Origin of the sequence: Corynebacterium freiburgense (assembly GCF_030408815.1) — a bacterium.
GTDB lineage: Bacteria > Actinomycetota > Actinomycetes > Mycobacteriales > Mycobacteriaceae > Corynebacterium > Corynebacterium freiburgense.
The window spans coordinates 1,007,666-1,029,505 of sequence record NZ_CP047355.1; the positions used below are offsets into that span (position 1 = coordinate 1,007,666).

Sequence of the window (21,840 nt, forward strand, 5' to 3'; positions counted from 1 at the left end):
GGTGTCTACTCGTATTCTTTTTGTAACGTTCATTTTTAGGATTTCCCACTATGTTGCGCTATGTAGGGCGCCGATTGCTTCAAACAATTCCCGTATTTTTTGGGGCAACGCTACTTATTTACGCCCTTGTATTTTTAATGCCAGGTGATCCGGTCCAGGCGCTTGGCGGAGATCGCGGACTCAGTGAAGCCGCAGCGGCTAGAATTCGCGCCCAATATAATTTGGATCAGCCATTTATTATTCAGTATTTGCTGTACGTCAAAGGAATTTTCTTCCTAGATTTCGGCACCACTTTCTCGGGGCGCCCGGTATCTGAAGCGATGGCAAATGCCTTTCCGGTAACCATCAAACTTGCCACAATGGCATTGGTATTTGAAGGCGTCCTAGGAGTAGCCTTCGGTTTCTTTGCCGGAATCCGTCGCGGTGGAATTTTCGATTCCACGGTATTGGTAATGTCCCTGTTTGTTATTGCTGTTCCTTCATTTGTAATCGGTTTTGTTTTCCAATTCCTCGTTGGTGTGAAGTGGAAATTGCTCCCAGTAACCGTTGGCTCGAATGTTTCATTTACGTCATTACTTATGCCGGCGATAGTGCTTGGTGCCGTATCATTTGCCTATGTTTTGCGGCTTACTCGACAGTCTGTAAGTGAGAATCTTTCTGCAGATTATGTTCGAACCGCTCGTGCCAAGGGACTTTCCAATGGTTCGGTGTTGCGGCGACATGTCCTCCGCAATTCGCTTATTCCTGTGGCGACCTATCTTGGTGCTGACCTTGGTACCTTAATGGCCGGCGCTATTGTGACCGAAGGTATTTTTGGAATTAATGGTGTGGGCGGCACTATGTATCAAGCAATTCTTAAGGGTGAGCCAACCACAATCGTCTCATTTACCACCGCGCTTGTTGTGGTGTATATCTTTGCGAACTTAGTGGTGGATATGGTTTACGCAATTCTAGATCCGAGGATTCGCTATGCCTGATAAGAAAATTTATCCTGGACAGGAACGGTTTATTGCTGAAACAGATGAGACCGGTCTCGGCGCGGTCGATGCTGTGGCCGATGAATCCGCCCCTACATCAGTGTGGGGTGAAGCGTGGCGGTATCTCCGTAAGCGTCCACTGTTTTGGTGCGCTGCAACCCTTATTGTGATTGCCATTCTTCTGGCTTTAGTTCCGCAACTATTTACTAATACTGATCCGCGGTTATGTGAGCTTTCCCGCTCGTTGGACGACCCTTCGTCAGGGCATCCCTTTGGGTTTGATCGACAGGGATGTGATATTTACGCCCGCACGATCTATGGTGCCCGCGCTTCAGTTACTGTTGGTGTGCTTACTACACTGCTTGTTGTATTTATCGGCGTTGTGTTTGGCTCGCTTGCGGGTTACTTCGGTGGCATTATCGACGCCATCCTCTCCCGTGTCACCGACGTGTTTTACGCTATACCGTTCGTACTGGCAGCAATTGTGGTGATGCAGCTTTTTAAAGAGCACCGCACGATTTTCACCGTGGTTATTGTGCTTGGTCTTTTTGGTTGGACCAATATTGCTCGTATTACTCGTGGAGCGGTCTTAAGCGTTAAAAACGAGGAATATGTTACGGCCGCCCGCGCGGTTGGGGCGTCGAAAACGAAAATTCTTTTGACGCATATTCTGCCCAACGCTGCGGCCCCAATTATTGTGTACGCTACCGTGGCATTAGGCACGTTTATTGTGGCTGAGGCTACCCTGTCCTTCCTAGGTATTGGGTTGCCTACCACTATTGTGTCCTGGGGTGGAGATATTTCGAATGCACAAACTTCCTTACGCACGCAACCAATGGTGCTGTTCTACCCGGCCATGGCTTTGGCTGCTACAGTTTTGAGCTTCATCATGATGGGTGATGTGGTCCGTGACGCGCTAGATCCAAAATCAAGGAAGCGATAATCATGCAAGAAATGCAACCATTGCTTGAATTGAAGGATCTGAAAATCTCCTTCACCTCATCTACTGGAACAGTCGATGCAGTCCGCGGCATTAATATGACGATTTATCCTGGACAATCCGTCGCAATTGTGGGCGAATCCGGGTCTGGTAAGTCGACCGCTGCGATGTCGATTATTGGTTTGCTGCCCGGCACCGGCAGAGTCACTGGTGGGCAAATTTTGTTTGAAGGAAAAGACATCACTAAGCTTTCCGAAAAACAAATGCAAGAGTACCGGGGTTCGAAAATAGGTTTGGTTCCTCAAGACCCAATGAGCAACCTTAACCCGGTGTGGCGAATTGGCACCCAAGTAAAAGAATCCTTGCGTGCAAATAATGTAGTTCCCAAGAGCGAGGCGGATAAACGCGTAGCCGAACTTTTAGAAAATGCTGGTTTGCCTGACGCTGAACGTCGCGCAAAACAATATCCGCATGAATTTTCTGGCGGTATGAGGCAACGTGCATTGATTGGTATTGGATTAGCTGCCAAGCCTAAGCTCCTTATTGCAGACGAACCAACATCCGCGTTAGATGTAACGGTGCAACGCCGAATCCTGGATCACCTGCAAGAGCTCACCGAGGAACTGGGCACGGCGGTATTGTTTATTACCCACGACCTTGGTCTAGCTGCGGAACGGGCTTCTCACCTTGTGGTTATGCATCGTGGACGTATTGTTGAATCTGGTCCATCGCTTGATATTTTGCGGGATCCTCAACACCCATATACGCAACGGTTAGTGAAAGCTGCACCATCGTTGGCATCGGCACGTATTCGATCCGCAAAGGAACAAGGAATCGAATCGAAAGAATTGCTGACCTCCACGTCAGAAGAATTTCACGAGGAAGTTATCCGCGTAGAAAATCTCACTAAAGTGTTCGATATTCGTGGGGCAAAAGGTGTGAAAAAGCACTTTAAGGCCGTGGATAATGTGTCATTTACATTACGGCGTGGCACTACCTTGGCATTAGTAGGTGAGTCTGGTTCTGGCAAATCCACTGTAGCCAATATTGTGTTGAACCTTCTAGACCCAACGGAAGGGAAAGTGTTTTACAAAGGCACAGACCTTTCAAAACTAAGCCAAGCTGATCTTTTTGCAATGCGCCGGAAACTGCAGGTGGTATTCCAAAATCCTTATGGGTCCTTGGATCCCACCTATTCGATTTTCCGCTGTATTGAAGAGCCTTTAAAGGTGCACAAAGTAGGCAACCGTGCCGAGCGAGAAAAACGGGTAGCGGAATTACTGGATATGGTTGCTATGCCGCGTTCTGCAATGCGCAGGTACCCTAATGAGCTTTCGGGCGGTCAGCGGCAACGTATTGCGGTGGCACGAGCATTGGCATTGGATCCAGAAGTTGTGGTCTTGGATGAAGCAGTATCGGCATTGGATGTGTTGGTGCAAAACCAGATTCTGCAATTGCTTTCGAATCTGCAAGAAGAACTGGAGTTAAGTTACCTGTTTATTACTCACGACCTTGCGGTGGTGCGTCAAACCGCTGACGACGTTGTAGTAATGAAGCAAGGTCAGGTTGTGGAAACCGGCACTACCGATGAAGTGTTTGAAAACCCGAAGCAAGACTATACCCGCGATCTGATTGAATCAGTCCCTGGTCTAGGAATCGAACTCGGAGTTGGCTTCTAAACGCCAAGATATACAAAAAGGACCCGCAAACGCGGGTCCTTTTTGTATATGAATTAACTACTTCCAAGTGGGTAGTTAATTAAGGAATCGATATAGGAGCTTCCTAAAACCGGGCCAACTGCAGGTGCCTGAGTTGGGTGTTGCACGGCGTCGACAAGTGGTGCTGGTCCACCGATTTGGCCAGGAACAGGAATACCAGTTTGGCGTTGAATCCAATCGAGATGTTCTGCAACCGGTACATACCAGGCGACGGTGCCGGCTGGGTCGTTACCCTGATTGGAGTAAGCAGTAACACCTGCGAGCTGGCCATTTACTATAAAGGGCCCGCCGGAATCACCATGTGTAATGCGCCCACGGTTTACCCAAGCTTCAATGAGGTTTTGGTCCGGGGTAGCGCCTGGAACATTAAACACGCGACGCTGCACAGTGGCATCTGCGGCTTGTGGTTGTAGGAAGTGATGCTGTGCAACACCGCCCCAACCTTCAACCACACCGACGGTCCCCGGATACAAATGGGCGCCAGAAATTGCAGTTGGTGCGGCGCCAACAGGGGCGTTTAATTCGATCACTGCTAACTCAACGGTCGGATGCATATACACATTCGTTGCGTGGCGAATCTCATTGTTGACTGAAATTGAATTAGCATCGCCATTTCCTACACAGTGTTTTGCGGATAAGACCCATGTAGGACTAATCAGAGTGCCGCTGCAACTCATGTCGCCCAAAATAACACGGGAGGCAGTTCCTCCTGGCCTTCCGCCAACAACTGCATGGGCGGCTGGGGTTGCGGTGGTAATACTGCCAAAAATGGCGAGGGCGGCTACGAGACGCTTAAATTTCATTGGCACTGCCTTTAGGGGAATTGGGAATTCGGGTTAACAGTATAACTGGCTATCTTTTTGTGCGAAATGGGGGGACTTACAGGATTTCTTCTATAACCGCAGTTGGGCGGGCGATTCGTGCGCCCTTTTTCGTAACTACGATCGGACGTTCGATAAGGATTGGGTGGGCAACCATTGTGGCAATGAGTTTTTCTTCCGGGGTTTCTTGTGACAACCCAAGTTCTGTATAGATTGGCTCATTGGTTCGAATGGCTTGATGGGCTTGAAGATTTGCAGATTTAAGTAGGGCAGTAAGTGATTCTTTGGTGGGGGCATTTTTCAGATATTCAATCACTGTCAGTTCGATATCGTGTTCGCGAAGGAAATCGAGGGCTGCTCGGGACTTGGAGCACGCTGGATTGTGGTAGATCGTTGCTTGCATGTCACTCAATTGTAGAAAGTTTAACGCTTTCTGCCCACGTAAGGTTGATGCCACGCGAAGAAAGCCATAAGGAAATATTATCGCTGTGACGGGTAATGCCTTCTACTGCGGCAAGTGTTGCTTCAATCGCTTTTTCTGCATCTTCAGCTGGGAGAATTCCTGCAGCGGTCGCGGCTGAAAGCTCATCAATGTCCCAAACATCGACTGGTTTGCCAATATTGCAGATAAGGTCGATATAAAGATCACGTGTTTGCCAAATGCCGTCTTTATGGGTGATATCTACAACATCAACATAAAAATCTTGTTCTTCTTCAGCGCCTTTGCGGAAATGAAAAATACTCACCCGAAGTTTTAAATCAGGGATTAGCCAGGATTCCAAATAACCAAATCTTGGGTGATCTGCACCGCGAGCCATATAGAGGCCGAAATCGGTCTCTTTGAAAGTATCCACGTGGCGGTGGAACCCTTTCGGGTCCGTGTTCACATTTGTGGTGGTATCAAAGGTTTCACATTTTACTGGGTGCAAATCTGCCATGGTTGATCCTTAGACGGTGAACATTCCTGCTGTGGGGATGAAATTGCATTGGTGACCTTCGGTGGAAACCCCACCAATGGCGATTGCTACTACGGTGCCGCGTCCGGTGTTGGCAATACCGCTTACTGTTGCTGGACCTTCAGCATTAATGCCTTGGGCGGTGAGCGGAGTCGCGCCGAAACGGAGATTATTTATATTCATCCAATGGATGGTCATTCCAGAATGGTTCTGATCAGCAGGTCCAGTGCCAAGGGCGGTAAATATAAATGCGGCTTGGGTTTCAGGAACTCCAGGGACGGGGAGTGGGGCAGGGCCTGGGACGGCGATCATGGTGCCAGTTGATCGGTGCTGCCCACTAATACAGCGATCCGCCGTGGTGGGCCAAATAAATTGAGAGAAATTTGGTGCATCCTCAGGCAATGGGACGCCACCCCCGCCTGAACCTTCGAAAAAAATAATAGCCGAGTGAAGTGTGTCCCTCGCAGGGCCGGGAAGCCATGGTGCGTCCGCAAGTCCACGAATATGGTCGAGCGTGCCAGCGGATGGACGCCCAAGGTGGTCAAACGAGAGGGGAATCGACGGTGGGCTGGCAAAAGCCGGTGCTGGCGATGCAAATGCAATACCAAGAGCAGTCAGAATTGCCGCTAGACGCTTCGAACCTAGTTTCACAAAGACCTTCTCATTAGTCACTTTAGTTAACTTGAATTTACTTCAGTCACAAACCTTAGTGGAATGAACATATATACACCACCCGTGTGTGTCGCTATAGAACAAGTCGTACATGCTGTGGGCAGTGTTACGCCAGTATTAAAATATTCGCCTACCCTGGGGGTAGCGGGGTACATTCAGTAACCGATAAAAAATCCGCACAATTTTGGCAGGAGTAAGCCACTAGTGACCCAAACAGAATTCCGCAATGTTGCTATTGTCGCACACGTTGATCACGGAAAAACCACCCTTGTAAATGCGATGCTGGAGCAGTCCGGTGTCTTTGGGGATCACGGGGAAGTTACCGACCGTATTATGGATTCGGGCGACCTCGAACGCGAGAAGGGCATTACCATCCTCGCCAAAAACACCGCAATCCGCCGTAAAGGTGCTGGTAAAAGCGGTCAGGACCTTATTATTAATGTGATTGACACTCCCGGCCACGCCGATTTTGGCGGGGAAGTGGAGCGTGCGCTTTCCATGGTTGATGGAGTTGTGCTCCTTGTTGATGCCTCCGAAGGCCCACTACCTCAAACACGTTTTGTTTTGGGTAAGGCCTTGGCGGCAAAAATGCCAGTGATTATCGCCGTAAATAAGACCGATCGCCCGGACGCTCGAATTGATGAAGTGGTAGAAGAATCCCACGATCTGCTTCTTGAACTTGCTTCTTCCTTGGAAGACCCTGAGGCAGCAGATGCTGCAGAAAATCTTTTGGACTTGCCTGTACTGTATGCATCCGGCAGGGAAGGCAAAGCTTCCACGAAAAACCCAGGTAATGGCAATATTCCAGATGCGTCAGACTTGCAAGAGCTTTTTGATGTGCTGTATAAGGTGTTGCCGGAGCCAACGGCAGAACTCGACGCCCCATTACAGGCTCATGTGACCAATCTTGATTCTTCCTCATTCTTGGGCCGAATCGGCTTGGTACGCGTCCATGCTGGGCGGTTGCGTAAAGGTCAACAGGTCGCCTGGATTCATTACGATTCTGATGGTAACCCCCACACCAAAACCGCAAAGATTGCCGAACTTTTACGCACTGTTGGTGTGACCCGTGTACCAACCGACGAAGTAATTGCTGGCGATATCGCCGCCATTTCTGGCATCGATGAAATTATGATCGGCGATACTCTTGCAGATGTAAATAATCCAGTGGCTCTACCTCGTATTACGGTGGATGAACCAGCCATTTCTATGACCATTGGTGTGAATACATCACCATTAGCTGGCCGTGGTGGCGGGGATAAACTCACCGCTCGTGTGGTGAAAGCACGGCTGGATCAAGAATTGATTGGCAATGTGTCTATTAGGGTTTTGCCTACCGAACGTCCGGACGCTTGGGAGGTTCAGGGCCGTGGTGAAATGGCACTTTCGGTCTTGGTTGAAACTATGCGCCGTGAAGGTTTTGAATTAACAGTCGGAAAACCTCAGGTTGTGCCCAAGACTATTGATGGCAAGATTTACGAGCCTTTTGAACATGTGGTTATCGACGTCCCGTCCGAATACCAGGGTGCAGTCACCCAGCTCATGGCTGTACGTAAAGGCCAAATGGTTTCTATGGATAACTCTGGTGGGGATTGGGTTCGTATGGAATTTAAAATCCCTGCCCGTGGTTTGATTGGTTTCCGCACTACCTTTATGACTGAAACCCGTGGAACGGGTATTGCGAACCATTACTCCGAAGGGTACGAGCCGTGGGCTGGCGATATTAAAGATCGCGCTACGGGATCGTTGGTTGCGGACCGATCTGGACAGATTACAGCATATGCACTGCAGCAATTGGCTGATCGTGGCAGCTTCTTTGTGGAGCCTGGCACTGAAGCCTATGAAGGCATGGTCGTTGGCGCAAATAATCGTGATGAAGATATGGATATCAATATCACTCGTGAGAAGAAGCTCACTAATATGCGCTCCGCCACATCTGAAGCTACAGTGACTTTGGCTAAGGCACGGAATCTTTCGCTTGATGAAGCTATGGAGTTCTGTGGTCAGGATGAATGTGTTGAAGTAACGCCAGAAACAATCCGTGTACGTAAAGTTCTTCTTAATGCTACGGACCGTGCGCGTGCTCGTTCCCGAGAGAAGCAACGAAATAAGTAAGCGTTTGCGTATGTAATGCTGGTAAAAAGGGAGGGGTGAATCGCCTCCCTTTTGTCTCGTTGTTAGCCTGCATTATGCTTGCTGGTTGCGCGGCTTCGCCAGGGCCACCACCAGTGGCTGAGCCGGGGGAAGAACAAAAGCAGGCGGCTGAGCCGAAAAATAATACTGCGAACACTCTAGAAATCGGGATTGATCCAATTAAAAATGGCTTAAATCCACATTTGGTTTCGGATGATAGTGCGTTCGTGCAGTCGCTAGCGAGCCTGGTTCTTCCAAGTACTTTTGTTCAGGGGGAAATGGATACTGCGGTTTTGGAAAAAGCCGAGGAAGTACCGGTCACGGAGCCTGGGGTTGCGCAATCAGTGCGGTATATTATCCGCAAAGAAGCCCAGTGGAGTGACGGCACTCCAATTACCGGTGCGGATTTTCGGTACTTGTGGCGCAATATGGTAACTACACCTGGGGTTATTGATCCCGCTGGCTATGAATCGGTTATGCAAATCCGAACATCCAATAGTGGCAAAACTGTCGATGTGGATTTCCGCCGCAAAGTAGCCGATTGGAAATTACTCTTCAATAATTTGGTGCCAAGTCATTTATTTGGCACGGGTACGGATTCATTTGACCAGGTCTTGGAAGATGTAGTTCCAGCTTCTGCAGGGCGTTATATGGTGCGCACAGTGGATCGAAATCGGGGAGTGGTTACGTTGACTCGAAATGACCGGTATTGGGGGAAAAAGCCTGCGGTAACGGAAACATTGATTTTCCGGGAAATAAGGTCAGCGAACCAAGGGCGGCAAATGGTCCGTAGTGGTCAGGTGGGATTCCTTGATGTTACTCCATCTGAAGTGGGAGTTTCGGTATTTGAGCTTATGCCGAAAACCCAATTACGAATATTTCAACGAGAGTCTCGTCTCGAACTTACGTTTAATGCAAGTACATTGAATACGCCGGAACTTCGACGGGGCGTCGCCAAGCAAATTGATGCGAAGCTTATTGCGGAGATCGCAGCGGGGCGTCGAACTGAGTTAGCAGTGCCAGACTTTACGCCGAGCATGGGTGCAGAGGAATTGCCTAAGCGGGTGCGGATAGCTGCCGATCCTGCTGATGATGCAGCGGCCTCGGCTGCTGCGAGCATCGTGGACATGTTGCGCGGCAAGGATATGAATGCCGAAGTGGTCCTAAGTGATTTTGAGGAAATTACTGGCAGATTATTACCAGAAGGCAGAGTGGATGCAGTGGTATCTTGGCAGCGGACTACGCAGTCTTCAATCACATCTGCGAGTAGGTATATGTGTTTGCCCACGGCGGAACGGGCAGGAAATCTTGCCGGTGCATGCGATCATGATTTTGATAAAGAACTGCTTTCCGCGTTGGCAAGTGGGAAATATATTGATGGTTCAAACTTCTATTCGCAGCAAGTTTTGGGCATACCCCTGATTGAAGACACCCGAATTGAGGTACTTGGGGTTGGTATTGTAGGTCCAAACCCAGCCTTGGAACAGTGGCCAATGCACCAACCTGCGGGCGCATTGGCCACTGCGGCTACCTGGAGGAGAAGTGATGAGTGATCTTGTTGGTGCGCGTGTTGTTGCGGTACATGCCCATCCTGATGATGAAGCGATATGGACCGGTGGGACATTAGCAACTCTAAGCGCACGTGGCGCTGAAGTGACGGTTGTGACCTGCACTCTCGGAGAACAAGGTGAAGTTATTGGCGAACCCTATCAGGGGTTAGTGCGTACCGATCAGCTCGGGGGCTTTCGGATTCATGAGCTTGCAAACTCACTTGATCATCTTGGTGTACGTGGGGAATTTCTTGGTGGCGTGGCTTGCTGGCGGGATTCTGGCATGATTGGAGATCCCGCAAACGATCGCCCCGGCGCTTTTGTGCATTCTGGAGAAGCCGCGGTCCACCAGCTTAAAGAGATTTTGGAGCGTTTGCGTCCACATTTGGTTATTACTTATGGGCCCGATGGGGGATATGGGCACCCAGACCATATCCGTGCCCATGAAATTACCCATGCTGCAGTGGCCGGTACTTCTGTACAACGTGTGCTTTGGGCTGTAACAGGCGCTAATGATTTCGAACGTGGTTTGGCCGCAATTGAAGAAATTCCGCAGGTTTGGCGGCGGGCCGATCATGAGCTTGCGCGGCAACAGGATGTGGATGTGCGGATTGCGCTTTCCGACGCCGCATATGCAGCCAAGGTACGAGCCTTTGAGGCTCACGCAACCCAACTGTGGGTGGCCAATGGCAGTGTAAGCGCGGTAAACCCCTTAGCTGCTTTCGCACGTACCTCCAATATTGATGCTGCCCCACTGGTGTTCGCATTAAGTAATCTAATCGCCCAGCCACTTATGCGCTATGAGCATTTTCAGTACGGCTGGGGTACCCCGTTAACACTTGCGCAATGCCCTATGGAAGGCTTATCCTGGTGAACTTTTCCAAAGCTGAAGTATTTTGGGGATTAGCCTGGTTAAGTCTTGGCGCATTGATATCGGTACTGCTGGAAATCGTGTATTTGGGTACCTGGATTCATATTGGTGGCAAAGCTATTGCTGTTCCATATACCATTCCTATCGCGTTTTTCTTTACTGGTGTGCTAACCCGCACGGCATTGTTATGGACCCGACGAATTATCTATGCCGCGATCCCACTGTTTACCTGGATAGGGGGATTCTTTCTACTTACATTTTGGGTGTCTTTTTCCGGGGATATTCTTGTGGGGGAGAATGCAAGGAGTATGCTTCTTTTGTTTGCCGGTGTTATTGGCGGCGGTTGGCCGCTTATGCGGGCGAAGTGACACAATACATGGGGAAGCACTCACCTCTCCCTGGCCGTTTTCTTAGTTTTGGAGTTTCCGTTCACCGATGACCTACACAATCGCACAGCCCTGCGTTGACGTCATGGATAAAGCCTGCGTCGAAGAATGCCCTGTCGACTGCATCTATGAAGGCAAGCGTTCCCTTTATATTCACCCAGACGAATGTGTGGATTGCGGCGCCTGCGAACCAGTGTGCCCAGTCGAAGCCATTTTCTATGAAGATGATGTTCCTGATGAATGGATCGAATATAACGACGCAAACGCAGCATTTTTTGATGATTTGGGTTCACCAGGTGGTGCGGCGAAGCTTGGCCCACAGGATTTTGACCCACCGCTGGTAGCGGGTCTACCACCTCAGGCCTAATCACCCCATTGACCGAAAGAAGTACCGAGGAATAGTAACCATGCCTGACCGCACACCTGCACAATTGCCAGACTTCCCTTGGGATAGCCTTGCGGAAGCGAAAGCAAAAGCAATGGAACATCCTGATGGCATAGTTAATCTTTCGGTCGGTACTCCGGTTGATGAGGTAGCCCCAGGCATTCAATTAGCACTAGCGGAGGCAGCGGCTGCCCCTGGGTATCCTCAAACCGTTGGCACGATGGAGCTGCGGTCCGCGATTGTGGCATCTTTGGAGCGCCGTTACCATGTTTCTGGCCTGGATATTCATTCAGTTTTGCCGGTGATAGGGACAAAGGAAGCCATCGCCTGGTTACCAAAACTCTTAGGTATTGGGACTGGTCACACGGTGGTTATTCCAGAAGTTGCTTACCCAACATATGAAGTGTCTGCGCTGCTTTCCGGGGCTACCCCACAGCGTGCGGATTCATTAACGCAAATTGGTCCTGCCCGTCCAACATTGATGTTTATTAATTCCCCGGCAAATCCGACAGGGAAGGTGCTTGGGATTGAACACTTGCGCAAAGTCGTATCCTGGGCACAGGAACGCGATGTTATTTTGGCTTCTGATGAGTGCTACTTAGGGCTTGGCTGGGGAGAGGAAGAACCGCTTTCCATTCTGGATCCGCGGGTTTGCGATGGTGACCATACAAACCTTTTGGCTATTCATTCCCTTTCAAAAACTTCGAACTTGGCTTCGTATCGCGCTGGATTCCTCGCCGGAGATCCGAAACTTATTGCGGAGCTTTTAGAGGTTCGTAAGCATGCTGGACTTATGGTTCCTGGCCCAATTCAAGCAGCGATGATTGCGGCTTTGCAGGATGATAACCAAGAGGCTGCCCAGAAACTACGCTATGCCCAACGCCGTGTCACATTAATGCGCGCGCTTAGTGGCGCCGGATTTACCATTGATGAATCTGAGGCCGGTCTGTATTTGTGGGTGACTCGCGGTGAGCCGTGTCGCATCACCGTAGACTGGTTTGCTGAGCACGGCATTCTTGTGGCGCCAGGGGATTTTTATGGTCCACGCGGTGTCCAGCATGTTCGGGTAGCGCTTACCGCCTCCGATGAGCGTATCGACGCCGCCGCAAAACGCTTGGCAGAAGCCTCCAAGTCCCAGTAATTGAGCGAAATGTGTGCGAAGACACGTTAGGTTTTTCTTTCGCGTGCTGACCAGCACAATCAAAATAATTCTGGGCAATATATCCGGGTATCAAAAGCGTAAAAAAGAACTTGTAATAGCGTGAAATGACACTGAGCCGGAGTAAGATTAAGCAGTCAGTCCGCACAGTTTTTTTACGGAGTAAGCATTGAGTCACACCAATAAATACCTCAATAGCATGAAGCAATTCATAAAATTTGGTGTTGTTGGTGGTTCCGGCGTTCTGGTCAATATGGTGGTTCTGGCCATTGTTAAGCGGATTGCCTACCATGGTTTTAATATTTCCAGTGTAGACCCGGTGTTGAATCTGCTGGGCTCACCATTCCACATTCGCTGGTACCACATTATGGTCACTATTGCGTTTTTAGTGGCCAATACTTGGAATTACCAACTCAACCGGATGTGGACTTTCCGCGGAAGCCGACAACGCAGCTGGATACGCGGCTTTTTCCCGTTCCTGTTCACCGGCCTTGGGGCTTTTGCAGTGACCCTATTGGTGACCACCGCGTTAATGAACCCGGAATCACCTATTGCATTACCTTCAGACATTTTGGATGATTCCACAGGCTTTAGAACCCGCATTTACTGGGCAAATATGATTGCCATTATCGTGGCAATGCCAATTAATTTCATGGTAAATAAACTGTGGACTTTCCGCGGTCATCGAGTTATTTCGCAAACCTAATATTTCACTGCGAATGTTTGCAAAGGCGGGTGCGTCAACATAAAGTTGTAGGAATGAGCCATATTCTTCGCGGTGCCACACTATATAGTGTCGTCGTGATTCTTCTGTGGTTTGCCCCAATGGCTCATGCCACACCGCCCACTATGCCCCTGCCATCGCGTCCCGCGCCCGATTGCAATACCGAACGCTGTATCGCCCTTACGTTTGATGATGGGCCTGGGTATTACACGCCGAAATTGCTAGACATTCTACGCGATCACCAAATCAAAGCAACGTTCTTCCTGATCGGCGCGAAAGTGCCAGGTGATGAGCGGGTAGTGCGCAGAATGATGCGCGACGGGCACGAGGTGGGAAACCATAGCTTCAGCCACTATGAGATGACATACCTTTCACCACTGGACACTTATTTGGAATGGTGGCGGGCCGGTACGATGATTCATAATGTCACCGGGTACTATCCCACAATCGCCCGGCCCCCATACGGTGCCGCAAATAACACCACCTATGAGCAAATGGGTCGGCTTGGCATGTCCAGTATCCTCTGGTCGGTAGACCCTCGTGACTGGGCCGACAAAGATAGCGAAACGGTGTGCCAGCGCATTATTCACGACACCCACCCCGGCGCAATCATTCTGCTGCACGATATCCATTCCACGAGTGTCGACGCTGTGCCCTGCGTTATCGAAAACCTCAGTGCGCAAGATTACCAATTTGTCACTGTTACCGAACTTCTTGGTGAAACCCAACCTGGGCACGCATATCGGCTCAGGAAATAACCCAAATTTCCTTTACCGCTGCCTGTTGGTGGCAACTTATGAACAAACTCTATGGGGAATCGGCATTTTCCACGGCATTATGAATCTGAATATTTTCTTCCATCACTTGCACCGAGTGGCTTGCGGAACGGCTATTTTCTTGGCGTATCGCTGAACCCGTCGTTAGTCAGCTTTCTCGATGCCAGAAGTGATCTTTGCAAGGCGATCGTCTGCAATTGAAAAAATCGAGCTGTGATAAAAGTTTCTTAAATAAATTCTGGGGTGGACACTATCGTTAAAAACAAAATGTAAGAAACGTCACTTTATGTACTTGGCGGGTGCAGAAAACTTATATCCTTTCAAGCCGTTCAGAGGAATGGCGGGGATCGTAATAGATAGGCTATTAACGCAATAGTAAATAAACAATAAATGTTTCGGGGGTAGTTTAAGGGTATGTTCTCAAACATCGTTTTGTGGTGTGCATTTACAAAATATGGCGTATCAACATACAGTTTTAGGCATGAATAACTGTTTTTATGACGTGCTGGAATCGCAAAAAATTGTCTCCTTTAAAATTGCTTGTATTGCAATTCTCGGTGTAATTGCAATTATTGCTTGGTCCGTGCCATCGGCCGAGGCAAGTACAGGCCCCTCAAGTGTGGGTTTGCAAACTGACCGGCCTTCAAAAACTAGCTCGATACACCATGAACTCAATTGCTCCAAAGATAATTGTGTTGCACTAACTTTTGACGATGGTCCGGGCCCATATACGCCAAAACTTCTCGATATTCTGCGGGGCTATGGCGTGAAAAGTACTTTTTATCTTCTGGGGTCAAGTATTCCCGGTGATGAACGTGTAATCCGCAGAATGGTGCTTGAGGGCCATGAAGTTGGTAACCACAGCATGCATCATTATGAAATGACCACGCTTTCCCCGGCGGAGGTATATGCGGAGTGGCACGACACAAGCGAACTCATATATGGGGTCACGGGAAGCCGCCCCAAAACAGCTCGCCCGCCATACGGTGCGGCAGACGAAGTAACATATGCGCAAATGGAACGGCTTGGTATGGCCGGGGTTTTGTGGTCGATAGACCCGCGCGACTGGGCCGACAGAAATAGCGCACTTGTGTGCGAGCGCATCGCTACTGAGGCCCATCCGGGGGCAATCATTCTTCTTCATGATGTTCACTCAACGTCTGTCGACGCCGTGCCATGCATCATCGAACGCCTCGCTGCGAAAGGCTACAAATTCACCACCGTGACCGAACTTCTTGGCGATCCAGTACCTGGACGCGCGTACTGGTACCGAGAAATGCCAGAAGTGAAGAAATAGTCACGCAATCGCGATGTAAATACTGGAAGTATTGCGAGCGTAAAAGCCCTGCCAAGCGAGGGGGCAGGGCTAAAAGGCTGCGGAATGCAGGTGGGTCCAGCTCGGGGGGTTTAGTTAGCGTGGAGGTCGGCGTTGAGTTCTACGGCCTCAGATTTCCAGGCGGTCGCTTCGATTGCGCCGGTAATTGAGTTGCGGCGGAACAAAACATTATTGGCGCCAGAAAGCTCAATTGCTTTTACGGCGTAGCCATTGTTTTTGCCCAGGGCCGAGGCTACTTCGCCAAAGACGGTTACTTTTGAACCGGCAGTTACATACAAGCCAGCTTCGATTACACAGTCATTGCCAAGCGAGATTCCCAAGCCTGAATTGGCACCAAGAAGACACCGTTTTCCAACGGAGATTACTTCTTTCCCGCCACCAGAAAGGGTTCCCATAATGGATGCGCCGCCGCCGATATCAGTGCCATCGGCAATTACAACACCCCCGGAAATACGTCCCTCTACCATTGAGGAGCCCAGAGTGCCGGCATTAAAGTTTACAAATCCCTCGTGCATTACAGTGGTGCCTTCAGCGAGGTGAGCGCCAAGGCGGACCCGGTCGGCGTCGCCAATGCGCACACCAGCGGGGGTGACGTAGTCGACCATGCGGGGGAATTTATCGATGGAGTACACAGTGACGGGGCCACGAGTTTGTAGCGCAGCCCGTGTGCGTTCGAATCCTTGGACGGAGCATGGGCCGTGGTTGGTCCAAACAACGTTGGTCAGTAAGCCAAACACACCATCGAGATTTGCCCCATGGGGCTGAATAAGGCGGTGGGAAAGGAGATGAAGCCGCAGGTAAGCATCGTGCGCATCGATCGGGGCGTCGCTAAGCGATGCAATGCTTGTGCGGATAAGCACACGACGTGTTTTGCGGAGTTCATCCTCGCCCTCAAGGGCGCTTAAATAGGCGTATTCGCCGGAATCTTTGATGTGTTCGGTGCCTGAGGTGGCGACGTTATCTCCGAGGATAGGTTCGGGGAACCAACAATCGAGAACGTCGCCATTTTCGGCGTATGTTGCAAGGCCAATGCCGGTAGCTGAAGTCATGGATAATAAACTACCGCACGTCTTTTTGTGTGTGCACTACTTCGTCGTGAGCATTAGCGTTTCGACGCCGCGGAATCAACGAAAGTCCGATCAGTACAACGCAAATCACCGTTACGGAAGTAATCTGGCTACGCGAGCCTTCGTCAGAAAGCATAAGAATAATAAGCCCCACTAAGCTGGCTACCGTTAACCATGGCAACCACGGCCAACCCCACATGCGCACTGGAACATCTTTTTCTTGAGCCAATTCAGGCCGCAATTTAATGTAACTCAGACCAATGGCAATCCACATAACCACCAAACAGCCACCAACAGCATTGAGAAGGAAATCTAACAGCCCCTCTGGATTCCAATACTGCAAACCAACTGATGCAAATGCGAACACCATAGAAAGCAATACCGCATTAATTGGGACGCCGTTTTTATTCGTAGTGCCAAACATAGCCGGGGCGTCGCCACGCTGAGCTAGGGAATAGCACAAGCGTGAAGTGGCGTAAATCTGTGCGTTAAATGCGGATAATAACGCCAATACAATAACCGCCTCCATAATCCCGACAATGCCCGGAATATTCGCCTTTCCTAGAATAATTGTAAATGGTGATTCCGCAGCGGACTTTGCGCCATCAATCTGCGAATATGGCAAAAGGAAAGTAATAATCAACACAGCGCCAAGATAAAACACCGAAATGCGCCAAATTACGGAGCGAACAGCGGTGGCAATAGCGGTTTTAGGATTATCAGATTCCGCAGCGGCAATTGTAACGATCTCAATACCGCCGAATGCGAATGCAACGGCCAAAAGACCCGCTGCCCATCCGGAAATACCATTCGGCATAAAACCTGCTTCACCCAAGAAATTCGTGGTGCCAACATACTCAGAGCCTGGTAGTAGACCGAAAATTAGCAGCGTGCCAATCACTAGGAAAATAATAATTACAGCAACTTTGATAAAAGCGAACCAGAACTCGAATTCACCGAAACCGCCAACTTGGGCAAGATTTACAGCGGCAAAAAACGCAACACAAATTAATGCAGGAATCCATGGCTCTACCCCAAACCATTTACCCATTAGTGCTGCCGCGCCGGTCATTTCAGCACCAAGCACCATGGTCAACATAAACCAGTAGAGCCAGCCCAAGGAGAAGCCAGCCCAACGCCCAAATGCCATTTCTGCATAGGTTGAAAACGAACCAGAAGCAGGGCGCGCTGCTGCCATTTCACCAAGCATTTGCATAATGCACACAATCACCGCGCCGGCGAGCATATAAGCCAAAAGGACAGAAGGGCCAGCAGCTCGAATACCAACGCCAGTGCCTAAGAAGAGGCCAGCGCCAATAGCTGAGCCGAGCCCCATCATCGTGAGGTGGCGTGTTTTTAGGCCAGACCCCAACTTTGTGTCTGGAGTATCCACGTTTGTCATGGGGAATACCCTATATTGAAATCACTGAAATAGAGCTACGGAGGCCCAAGAAACTCTTCATTTGCCCCCGAGAGTGTTGATTTTTAAGGTTTATCAACCTGGAAAACCATAATCCGGGGGTAATTCTGGGCCCGTTCCCAAAAGTTAGACCGGGTTTTTGTTCTAGGGTGTTTTGGGGCTATTCGGGGTGATGGTGCGGGTGGGCTTGAAGCAGCTAGTTGTTGGCGCGGGTGGGCTTGAAGTAGCTGGTTGTTGGCGCGGGTGGGCTTGGGTTGAAGCTTGGGAAAGCCTGGGTGAGACATGGAGTCAGTCTGGAATAGGCCTGGAATGGGCCTGGAATAAGCCTGGAATAGGAAGATTTGACGTATGTTGTGGGCGACGGAAGGCAGATTTGTGTTGTGGGCTTTTGGTTTGGGGGTGTGAGCTGGGGGAATGCGGTGGTGGGTTGTGGGTGATGTGAAATCTGCCTGATTTTCGGGGCGGGTTGGCTGCTTTTCCCGAGTTTTTGGAGTGGGGCGGCTGATTTCCAGGGTCTTCGAGTTGGTTTCCAGGGGTTTAATAGGCGCACCCTATCAAACTAGTGATGTTTCTATCCCTACTGTCGCAGATTCCATAAAACAGCTTGAAAAAATGGAATTTGTGACAGCAACCAACATTGCGCACAATCGTTGACCTTGGGTTTGTCGCAGATTCCATAAAAACAGCGAAAAAAATGGAATTCGTGACAGGTTCCCTACCTATCGTGTCGCAGATTCCATAAAATCGGCCGAAAAAATGGAATCTGTGACAACACGCCCAACCAGCACCCAAAAAGACCAACCAGCGCCAGAAAAGACCGGCCGGTGGCCAAAAAGACTGAGCACACAACCAAACCACCGGCTATAAAGCTGGGCCAAACCCCGCTACAAAACCAAGCCACAAACCCCACAGCCGCAGCCCAAACCCAGCCCTTCGACATGCCAACCTACCGGAATCCCCGGCACCAAAACCACAAGGGTCTCAATAGACACTCTGGCTTTAATGGATCCTCAAGGCCGGCCTCAAAGACCACACCAGTCAGAGAATCTAACAAGTAGTGAGCAGTTCATCCGGCGTGGCGAGCTCTCCATGATTTGTGTATTACTTCTTTTGGTCAGGGACGTCGGGCAACGATTTCATGGCGGTATGGTTCGAGTCCTAGACGCCAATTGTTTTGGCCTGCGATTTGTGCTGCAGGGGCCAGTTCATCTCGTTGTGCGAAATACAGCAGCGTTGTGGGTTCAACAATGACATTATTTCCGATTTGGCAGCCATCGCCGAGCGAAATACCAATAACGCCCGAGCTGACGCCAAACCGACAGTTTTCGCCAACAATAAGAGGTGTGCGGCCGCCATCCGGAGTGCGCTCGCACATGATTGTGGCTGATAATCCGATTTTTGTACCTTCGCCAATAACTACGCCAGAAGATAACCGGCCCTCTACTTTCGCAGGACCGAGGGTGCCGGAATTATAGGAAACAAAACCTTCTCGCATTACGGAAGTTCCAGGGGAGAGGTATGCGCCTAGGCGTACCCGTTCAGCTTCCGCAATATGGACTCCAGTAGGTACTACATAGTCGACCATTCGGGGAAGCCGATCAATTCCATAGACATGGATCAGGCCGCGTGATCGTAGAGAAGTGCGGACAAACTCAAAATTATCTGGCAAGCATGGGCCTTTATTAGTCCATACGACGGTGGCGAGCCGGTCCATAATGCCCTCAACATTGATCTCGTGCGGGCGAACTAGTCGGTGCGATAGCAGATGCAGCCGTAGGTAGGCATCGTGGGCGTCGATAGCTGGTTTAGCCAAGGAAGCGATAGATGTCTTTACGGCTACCTGTTCGACCATGCGATCTTCGTCTAACTTGACCAAGGAGAGCATCTTTGGGGATAAATCCTGGGCCCCAAGACGAACTGTGCCGGTCTGGTTGATCCCAGATGACAGCTCTGGGTGGGGGAACCAAGTATCGAGAACTGTGCCATCCATGGCAATATTCGCAATACCTACAGCGTGTGCGCCCATACCTTGCAAACCCTGAATCGTCATACCTTTATCGTACTGTGCGGGGTGACCACCACCCGCGATTAGGTGGCTAGAGTTGGGTGCGTGACTTTTTTAGATCTTGCAGCCGACCCCGTAGAACTCACTACCGCATTGGTGGATATTCCTAGTCCTTCGCACGATGAAGGCCCCATTGCAGACGCTGTTGAAACTGCCTTACGCGCCATTCCTGGAATAGAAGTATTGCGGTTTCACAATAATGTGCTTGCACGCACACATCGTGGTTTGCCAAGCCGAGTAATCCTTGCTGGGCATCTAGACACAGTGCCGATCGCTGATAATGTTCCCACTCGACGAGAAGGCGATATTTTGTTCGGTTGTGGGACGGTAGATATGAAAAGTGGTGATGCGGTATTTCTACATGCCCTTGCAACACTCGCGCAATCCTCTGAGCTCCGGCGTGACATTACCCTTATCTGTTATGAGGGCGAAGAAGTAGCCGATGAATTTAATGGCCTAGGGCATATTGCCAAACAATACCCGGAATGGCTCAAAGGTGATGTGGCGATTCTTGGTGAACCTTCCGGTGCAATCATTGAAGCTGGCTGCCAAGGAAGCATACGTCTAAAAATTACCGCTACCGGTGTGCGTGCACATTCCGCCCGCGCATGGATGGGGGAAAACGCTATGCATAAGCTCGCGCCGGTGATTTCCCGGATCGCAAACTATCAAGCAAAAGAGGAAAACATTGATGGCTGTATATATCGGGAAGGACTCAATATTGTGCACTGTGAGTCTGGGGTAGCAACAAATACCATCCCCGATGAAGCTTGGTTGTTTGTGAATTTCAGGTTTTCGCCGTCCCGTAGTGTAGACCAAGCGCTGTCCCACATGCTTGAAGTACTCGACCTGCCAGAAGGTGTTTCGTATCATATCGATGATGCTGTGGGTGGTGCGCTTCCTGGTTTGCAACAACCAGCCGCAGCGGAACTCGTGTCGGCTACCGGAGGAAAGTTCCGTGCAAAGTATGGTTGGACCGATGTGTCTAGGTTTTCCGAACTCGGAATTCCTGCCGTGAATTTCGGTCCAGGCGACCCCGCATATTGCCATAAGCGAGACGAGCAGTGTCCGGTGAGCATGATTACTGAAGTATCGGAAACGCTGCATCAGTATTTAACAACATAATAGTATTATATCTGATAGGAAATTATATGATGATAAAAAAGCGAGTCCGCCATATGCGTGGCCCGGTGCTTTCAACGCGCCCAGAAGAAACCACAACCGACCAAAGGCTCCTCGATGGAGTGCATGATGCTGATTGGTTGCACACAGATCCTTGGCGTGTATTGCGAATTCAAAGTGAATTTGTCAATGGGTTTGGTGCATTGGCTGAAATTCCCGAAGCCGTTACGGTTTTTGGTTCTGCACGAATTCGGGAAGGACACCCATTTTATGAGCAGGGGGTGGATTTAGGTCATAAATTAGTTCAGGCTGGATATGCGGTGATTACTGGTGGCGGTCCGGGGCTTATGGAAGCGCCGAATCGGGGAGCGGTGGAAGCTGAAGGGCTTTCCATTGGATTGGGGATTGAATTACCACATGAGCAGCATCTTAATGATTGGGTCGATCTGGGCTTAAATTTCCGCTACTTCTTTGTGCGCAAGACTATGTTCCTGAAGTATTCTCAGGCATTTATTTGTTTGCCTGGCGGTTTTGGTACCCTCGATGAACTGTTCGAAGCGCTATGTATGGTGCAAACTGGCAAAATTACAAACTATCCGATCGTGCTGATTGGCACGGAATTTTGGGGACCGCTTGTGGATTGGATTCGTGAGCAACTCGTTGGTGAAGGCATGATTTCAGCTAAAGATATGGATCTGTTTCACCTTACAGATTCTGTTGATGATGCTGTGAACTTTGTTGTTGCGGCCCACGGTAGATAGG

General features: G+C 49.9%; 21 protein-coding genes. 14 read left to right on the plus strand and 7 right to left on the minus strand.

Features of this window, described 5'->3' with window-relative positions; all coding sequences use genetic code 11:
* The first annotated feature begins 50 nt into the window (after positions 1-50).
* Genes CFREI_RS04605 through CFREI_RS04615 form a run of 3 tightly spaced genes read left to right on the plus strand, consistent with a single transcriptional unit; the run spans position 51 to position 3,596 of the window.
* The gene (locus CFREI_RS04605) at positions 51-977 is read left to right on the plus strand and encodes an ABC transporter permease (protein ID WP_027013387.1); all 927 of its coding nucleotides are present in this window, start codon (positions 51-53) and stop codon (positions 975-977) included.
* The gene (locus tag CFREI_RS04610) at positions 970-1,920 is read left to right on the plus strand and encodes an ABC transporter permease (protein WP_027013386.1); all 951 of its coding nucleotides are present in this window, start codon (positions 970-972) and stop codon (positions 1,918-1,920) included. Before CFREI_RS04605 ends, CFREI_RS04610 begins: the two co-directional genes overlap by 8 nt.
* 2 nt (positions 1,921-1,922) lie before the next feature.
* On the plus strand, positions 1,923-3,596 hold the full coding sequence (locus CFREI_RS04615; protein ID WP_027013385.1) for an ABC transporter ATP-binding protein: 1,674 nt from the start codon (positions 1,923-1,925) through the stop codon (positions 3,594-3,596).
* 53 nt (positions 3,597-3,649) lie between these two features.
* Here CFREI_RS04615 and CFREI_RS04620 read toward each other — a convergent pair whose 3' ends face one another.
* The 4 genes from CFREI_RS04620 to CFREI_RS04635 all read right to left on the minus strand — a co-directional run bounded on the left by CFREI_RS04620 (position 3,650) and on the right by CFREI_RS04635 (position 6,084).
* The gene (locus CFREI_RS04620) at positions 3,650-4,438 is read right to left on the minus strand and encodes a trypsin-like serine protease (RefSeq protein WP_051256085.1); all 789 of its coding nucleotides are present in this window, start codon (positions 4,436-4,438) and stop codon (positions 3,650-3,652) included.
* A gap of 76 nt (positions 4,439-4,514) precedes the next feature.
* On the minus strand, positions 4,515-4,859 hold the full coding sequence (gene arsC / locus CFREI_RS04625) for an arsenate reductase (glutaredoxin) (RefSeq protein ID WP_027013384.1): 345 nt from the start codon (positions 4,857-4,859) through the stop codon (positions 4,515-4,517).
* Position 4,860: 1 nt separating this feature from the next.
* Entirely contained in the window at positions 4,861-5,394 is a 534-nt protein-coding gene (locus CFREI_RS04630; RefSeq protein ID WP_027013383.1) for a ribonuclease FAU-1 family protein, read from the minus strand.
* 9 nt (positions 5,395-5,403) lie between these two features.
* Entirely contained in the window at positions 5,404-6,084 is a 681-nt protein-coding gene (locus CFREI_RS04635) for an Rv1157c family protein (RefSeq protein ID WP_051256084.1), read from the minus strand.
* Positions 6,085-6,288: 204 nt separating this feature from the next.
* Here CFREI_RS04635 and typA point away from each other — a divergent pair, with 204 nt between their 5' ends.
* The 9 genes from typA to CFREI_RS04680 all read left to right on the plus strand — a co-directional run bounded on the left by typA (position 6,289) and on the right by CFREI_RS04680 (position 15,365).
* On the plus strand, positions 6,289-8,199 hold the full coding sequence (gene typA, locus CFREI_RS04640) for a translational GTPase TypA (RefSeq protein WP_027013382.1): 1,911 nt from the start codon (positions 6,289-6,291) through the stop codon (positions 8,197-8,199).
* A 35-nt stretch (positions 8,200-8,234) separates the two neighbouring features.
* Entirely contained in the window at positions 8,235-9,770 is a 1,536-nt protein-coding gene (locus tag CFREI_RS04645) for an ABC transporter family substrate-binding protein (protein WP_035112421.1), read from the plus strand.
* Positions 9,763-10,641 (plus strand): N-acetyl-1-D-myo-inositol-2-amino-2-deoxy-alpha-D-glucopyranoside deacetylase, encoded by an 879-nt coding sequence (gene mshB / locus CFREI_RS04650; protein WP_027013381.1) that lies wholly within the window; start codon positions 9,763-9,765, stop codon positions 10,639-10,641. The genes CFREI_RS04645 and mshB overlap by 8 nt, the downstream gene beginning before the upstream one ends.
* Complete coding sequence (locus CFREI_RS04655) at positions 10,614-11,006, plus strand: hypothetical protein (protein WP_027013380.1); 393 nt, start codon at positions 10,614-10,616, stop codon at positions 11,004-11,006. Before mshB ends, CFREI_RS04655 begins: the two co-directional genes overlap by 28 nt.
* 67 nt (positions 11,007-11,073) lie before the next feature.
* Complete coding sequence (fdxA, locus tag CFREI_RS04660; RefSeq protein WP_027013379.1) at positions 11,074-11,391, plus strand: ferredoxin; 318 nt, start codon at positions 11,074-11,076, stop codon at positions 11,389-11,391.
* A 40-nt stretch (positions 11,392-11,431) separates the two neighbouring features.
* Entirely contained in the window at positions 11,432-12,550 is a 1,119-nt protein-coding gene (gene dapC, locus CFREI_RS04665) for a succinyldiaminopimelate transaminase (RefSeq protein WP_027013378.1), read from the plus strand.
* 217 nt (positions 12,551-12,767) lie between these two features.
* The gene (locus CFREI_RS04670) at positions 12,768-13,274 is read left to right on the plus strand and encodes a GtrA family protein (protein ID WP_051256083.1); all 507 of its coding nucleotides are present in this window, start codon (positions 12,768-12,770) and stop codon (positions 13,272-13,274) included.
* 53 nt (positions 13,275-13,327) lie between these two features.
* Positions 13,328-14,050, plus strand: coding sequence for a polysaccharide deacetylase family protein (locus CFREI_RS04675; protein WP_051256082.1), 723 nt, complete (start codon positions 13,328-13,330; stop codon positions 14,048-14,050).
* A gap of 499 nt (positions 14,051-14,549) precedes the next feature.
* The gene (locus tag CFREI_RS04680; protein ID WP_169719173.1) at positions 14,550-15,365 is read left to right on the plus strand and encodes a polysaccharide deacetylase family protein; all 816 of its coding nucleotides are present in this window, start codon (positions 14,550-14,552) and stop codon (positions 15,363-15,365) included.
* A gap of 110 nt (positions 15,366-15,475) precedes the next feature.
* Here CFREI_RS04680 and dapD read toward each other — a convergent pair whose 3' ends face one another.
* The 3 genes from dapD to CFREI_RS04695 form a co-directional block, all read right to left on the minus strand.
* On the minus strand, positions 15,476-16,453 hold the full coding sequence (gene dapD / locus CFREI_RS04685; RefSeq protein WP_027013375.1) for a 2,3,4,5-tetrahydropyridine-2,6-dicarboxylate N-succinyltransferase: 978 nt from the start codon (positions 16,451-16,453) through the stop codon (positions 15,476-15,478).
* 10 nt (positions 16,454-16,463) lie between these two features.
* The gene (locus CFREI_RS04690) at positions 16,464-17,873 is read right to left on the minus strand and encodes an amino acid permease (RefSeq protein WP_051256080.1); all 1,410 of its coding nucleotides are present in this window, start codon (positions 17,871-17,873) and stop codon (positions 16,464-16,466) included.
* Between the two features lie 1,132 nt (positions 17,874-19,005).
* On the minus strand, positions 19,006-19,941 hold the full coding sequence (locus CFREI_RS04695) for a DapH/DapD/GlmU-related protein (RefSeq protein WP_084170832.1): 936 nt from the start codon (positions 19,939-19,941) through the stop codon (positions 19,006-19,008).
* A 60-nt stretch (positions 19,942-20,001) separates the two neighbouring features.
* Here CFREI_RS04695 and dapE point away from each other — a divergent pair, with 60 nt between their 5' ends.
* Together dapE and CFREI_RS04705 are read left to right on the plus strand one after the other, a co-directional pair.
* Positions 20,002-21,081 carry a succinyl-diaminopimelate desuccinylase gene (gene dapE / locus CFREI_RS04700; RefSeq protein ID WP_035112418.1) on the plus strand — a complete coding sequence of 360 codons (1,080 nt, stop codon included), beginning with the start codon at positions 20,002-20,004 and terminating at the stop codon, positions 21,079-21,081.
* Positions 21,082-21,107: 26 nt separating this feature from the next.
* Positions 21,108-21,839: an LOG family protein gene (locus CFREI_RS04705; protein WP_027013371.1), complete on the plus strand. Its 732-nt coding sequence runs from the start codon at positions 21,108-21,110 to the stop codon at positions 21,837-21,839.
* Position 21,840: the final 1 nt, after the last annotated feature.

Coding starts and splice junctions, on each gene's coding strand:
- CFREI_RS04605 (WP_027013387.1), top strand. CDS start 51: ATGTTGCGCTATGTAGGGCGCCGATTGCTTCAAACAATTCCCGTATTT.
- CFREI_RS04610 (WP_027013386.1), top strand. CDS start 970: ATGCCTGATAAGAAAATTTATCCTGGACAGGAACGGTTTATTGCTGAA.
- CFREI_RS04615 (WP_027013385.1), top strand. CDS start 1,923: ATGCAAGAAATGCAACCATTGCTTGAATTGAAGGATCTGAAAATCTCC.
- CFREI_RS04620 (WP_051256085.1), bottom strand. CDS start 4,438: ATGAAATTTAAGCGTCTCGTAGCCGCCCTCGCCATTTTTGGCAGTATT.
- arsC (WP_027013384.1), bottom strand. CDS start 4,859: ATGCAAGCAACGATCTACCACAATCCAGCGTGCTCCAAGTCCCGAGCA.
- CFREI_RS04630 (WP_027013383.1), bottom strand. CDS start 5,394: ATGGCAGATTTGCACCCAGTAAAATGTGAAACCTTTGATACCACCACA.
- mshB (WP_027013381.1), top strand. CDS start 9,763: ATGAGTGATCTTGTTGGTGCGCGTGTTGTTGCGGTACATGCCCATCCT.
- CFREI_RS04655 (WP_027013380.1), top strand. CDS start 10,614: ATGCCCTATGGAAGGCTTATCCTGGTGAACTTTTCCAAAGCTGAAGTA.
- fdxA (WP_027013379.1), top strand. CDS start 11,074: ATGACCTACACAATCGCACAGCCCTGCGTTGACGTCATGGATAAAGCC.
- dapC (WP_027013378.1), top strand. CDS start 11,432: ATGCCTGACCGCACACCTGCACAATTGCCAGACTTCCCTTGGGATAGC.
- CFREI_RS04670 (WP_051256083.1), top strand. CDS start 12,768: ATGAAGCAATTCATAAAATTTGGTGTTGTTGGTGGTTCCGGCGTTCTG.
- CFREI_RS04675 (WP_051256082.1), top strand. CDS start 13,328: ATGAGCCATATTCTTCGCGGTGCCACACTATATAGTGTCGTCGTGATT.
- CFREI_RS04680 (WP_169719173.1), top strand. CDS start 14,550: ATGAATAACTGTTTTTATGACGTGCTGGAATCGCAAAAAATTGTCTCC.
- dapD (WP_027013375.1), bottom strand. CDS start 16,453: ATGACTTCAGCTACCGGCATTGGCCTTGCAACATACGCCGAAAATGGC.
- CFREI_RS04690 (WP_051256080.1), bottom strand. CDS start 17,873: ATGACAAACGTGGATACTCCAGACACAAAGTTGGGGTCTGGCCTAAAA.
- CFREI_RS04695 (WP_084170832.1), bottom strand. CDS start 19,941: ATGACGATTCAGGGTTTGCAAGGTATGGGCGCACACGCTGTAGGTATT.
- CFREI_RS04705 (WP_027013371.1), top strand. CDS start 21,108: ATGATGATAAAAAAGCGAGTCCGCCATATGCGTGGCCCGGTGCTTTCA.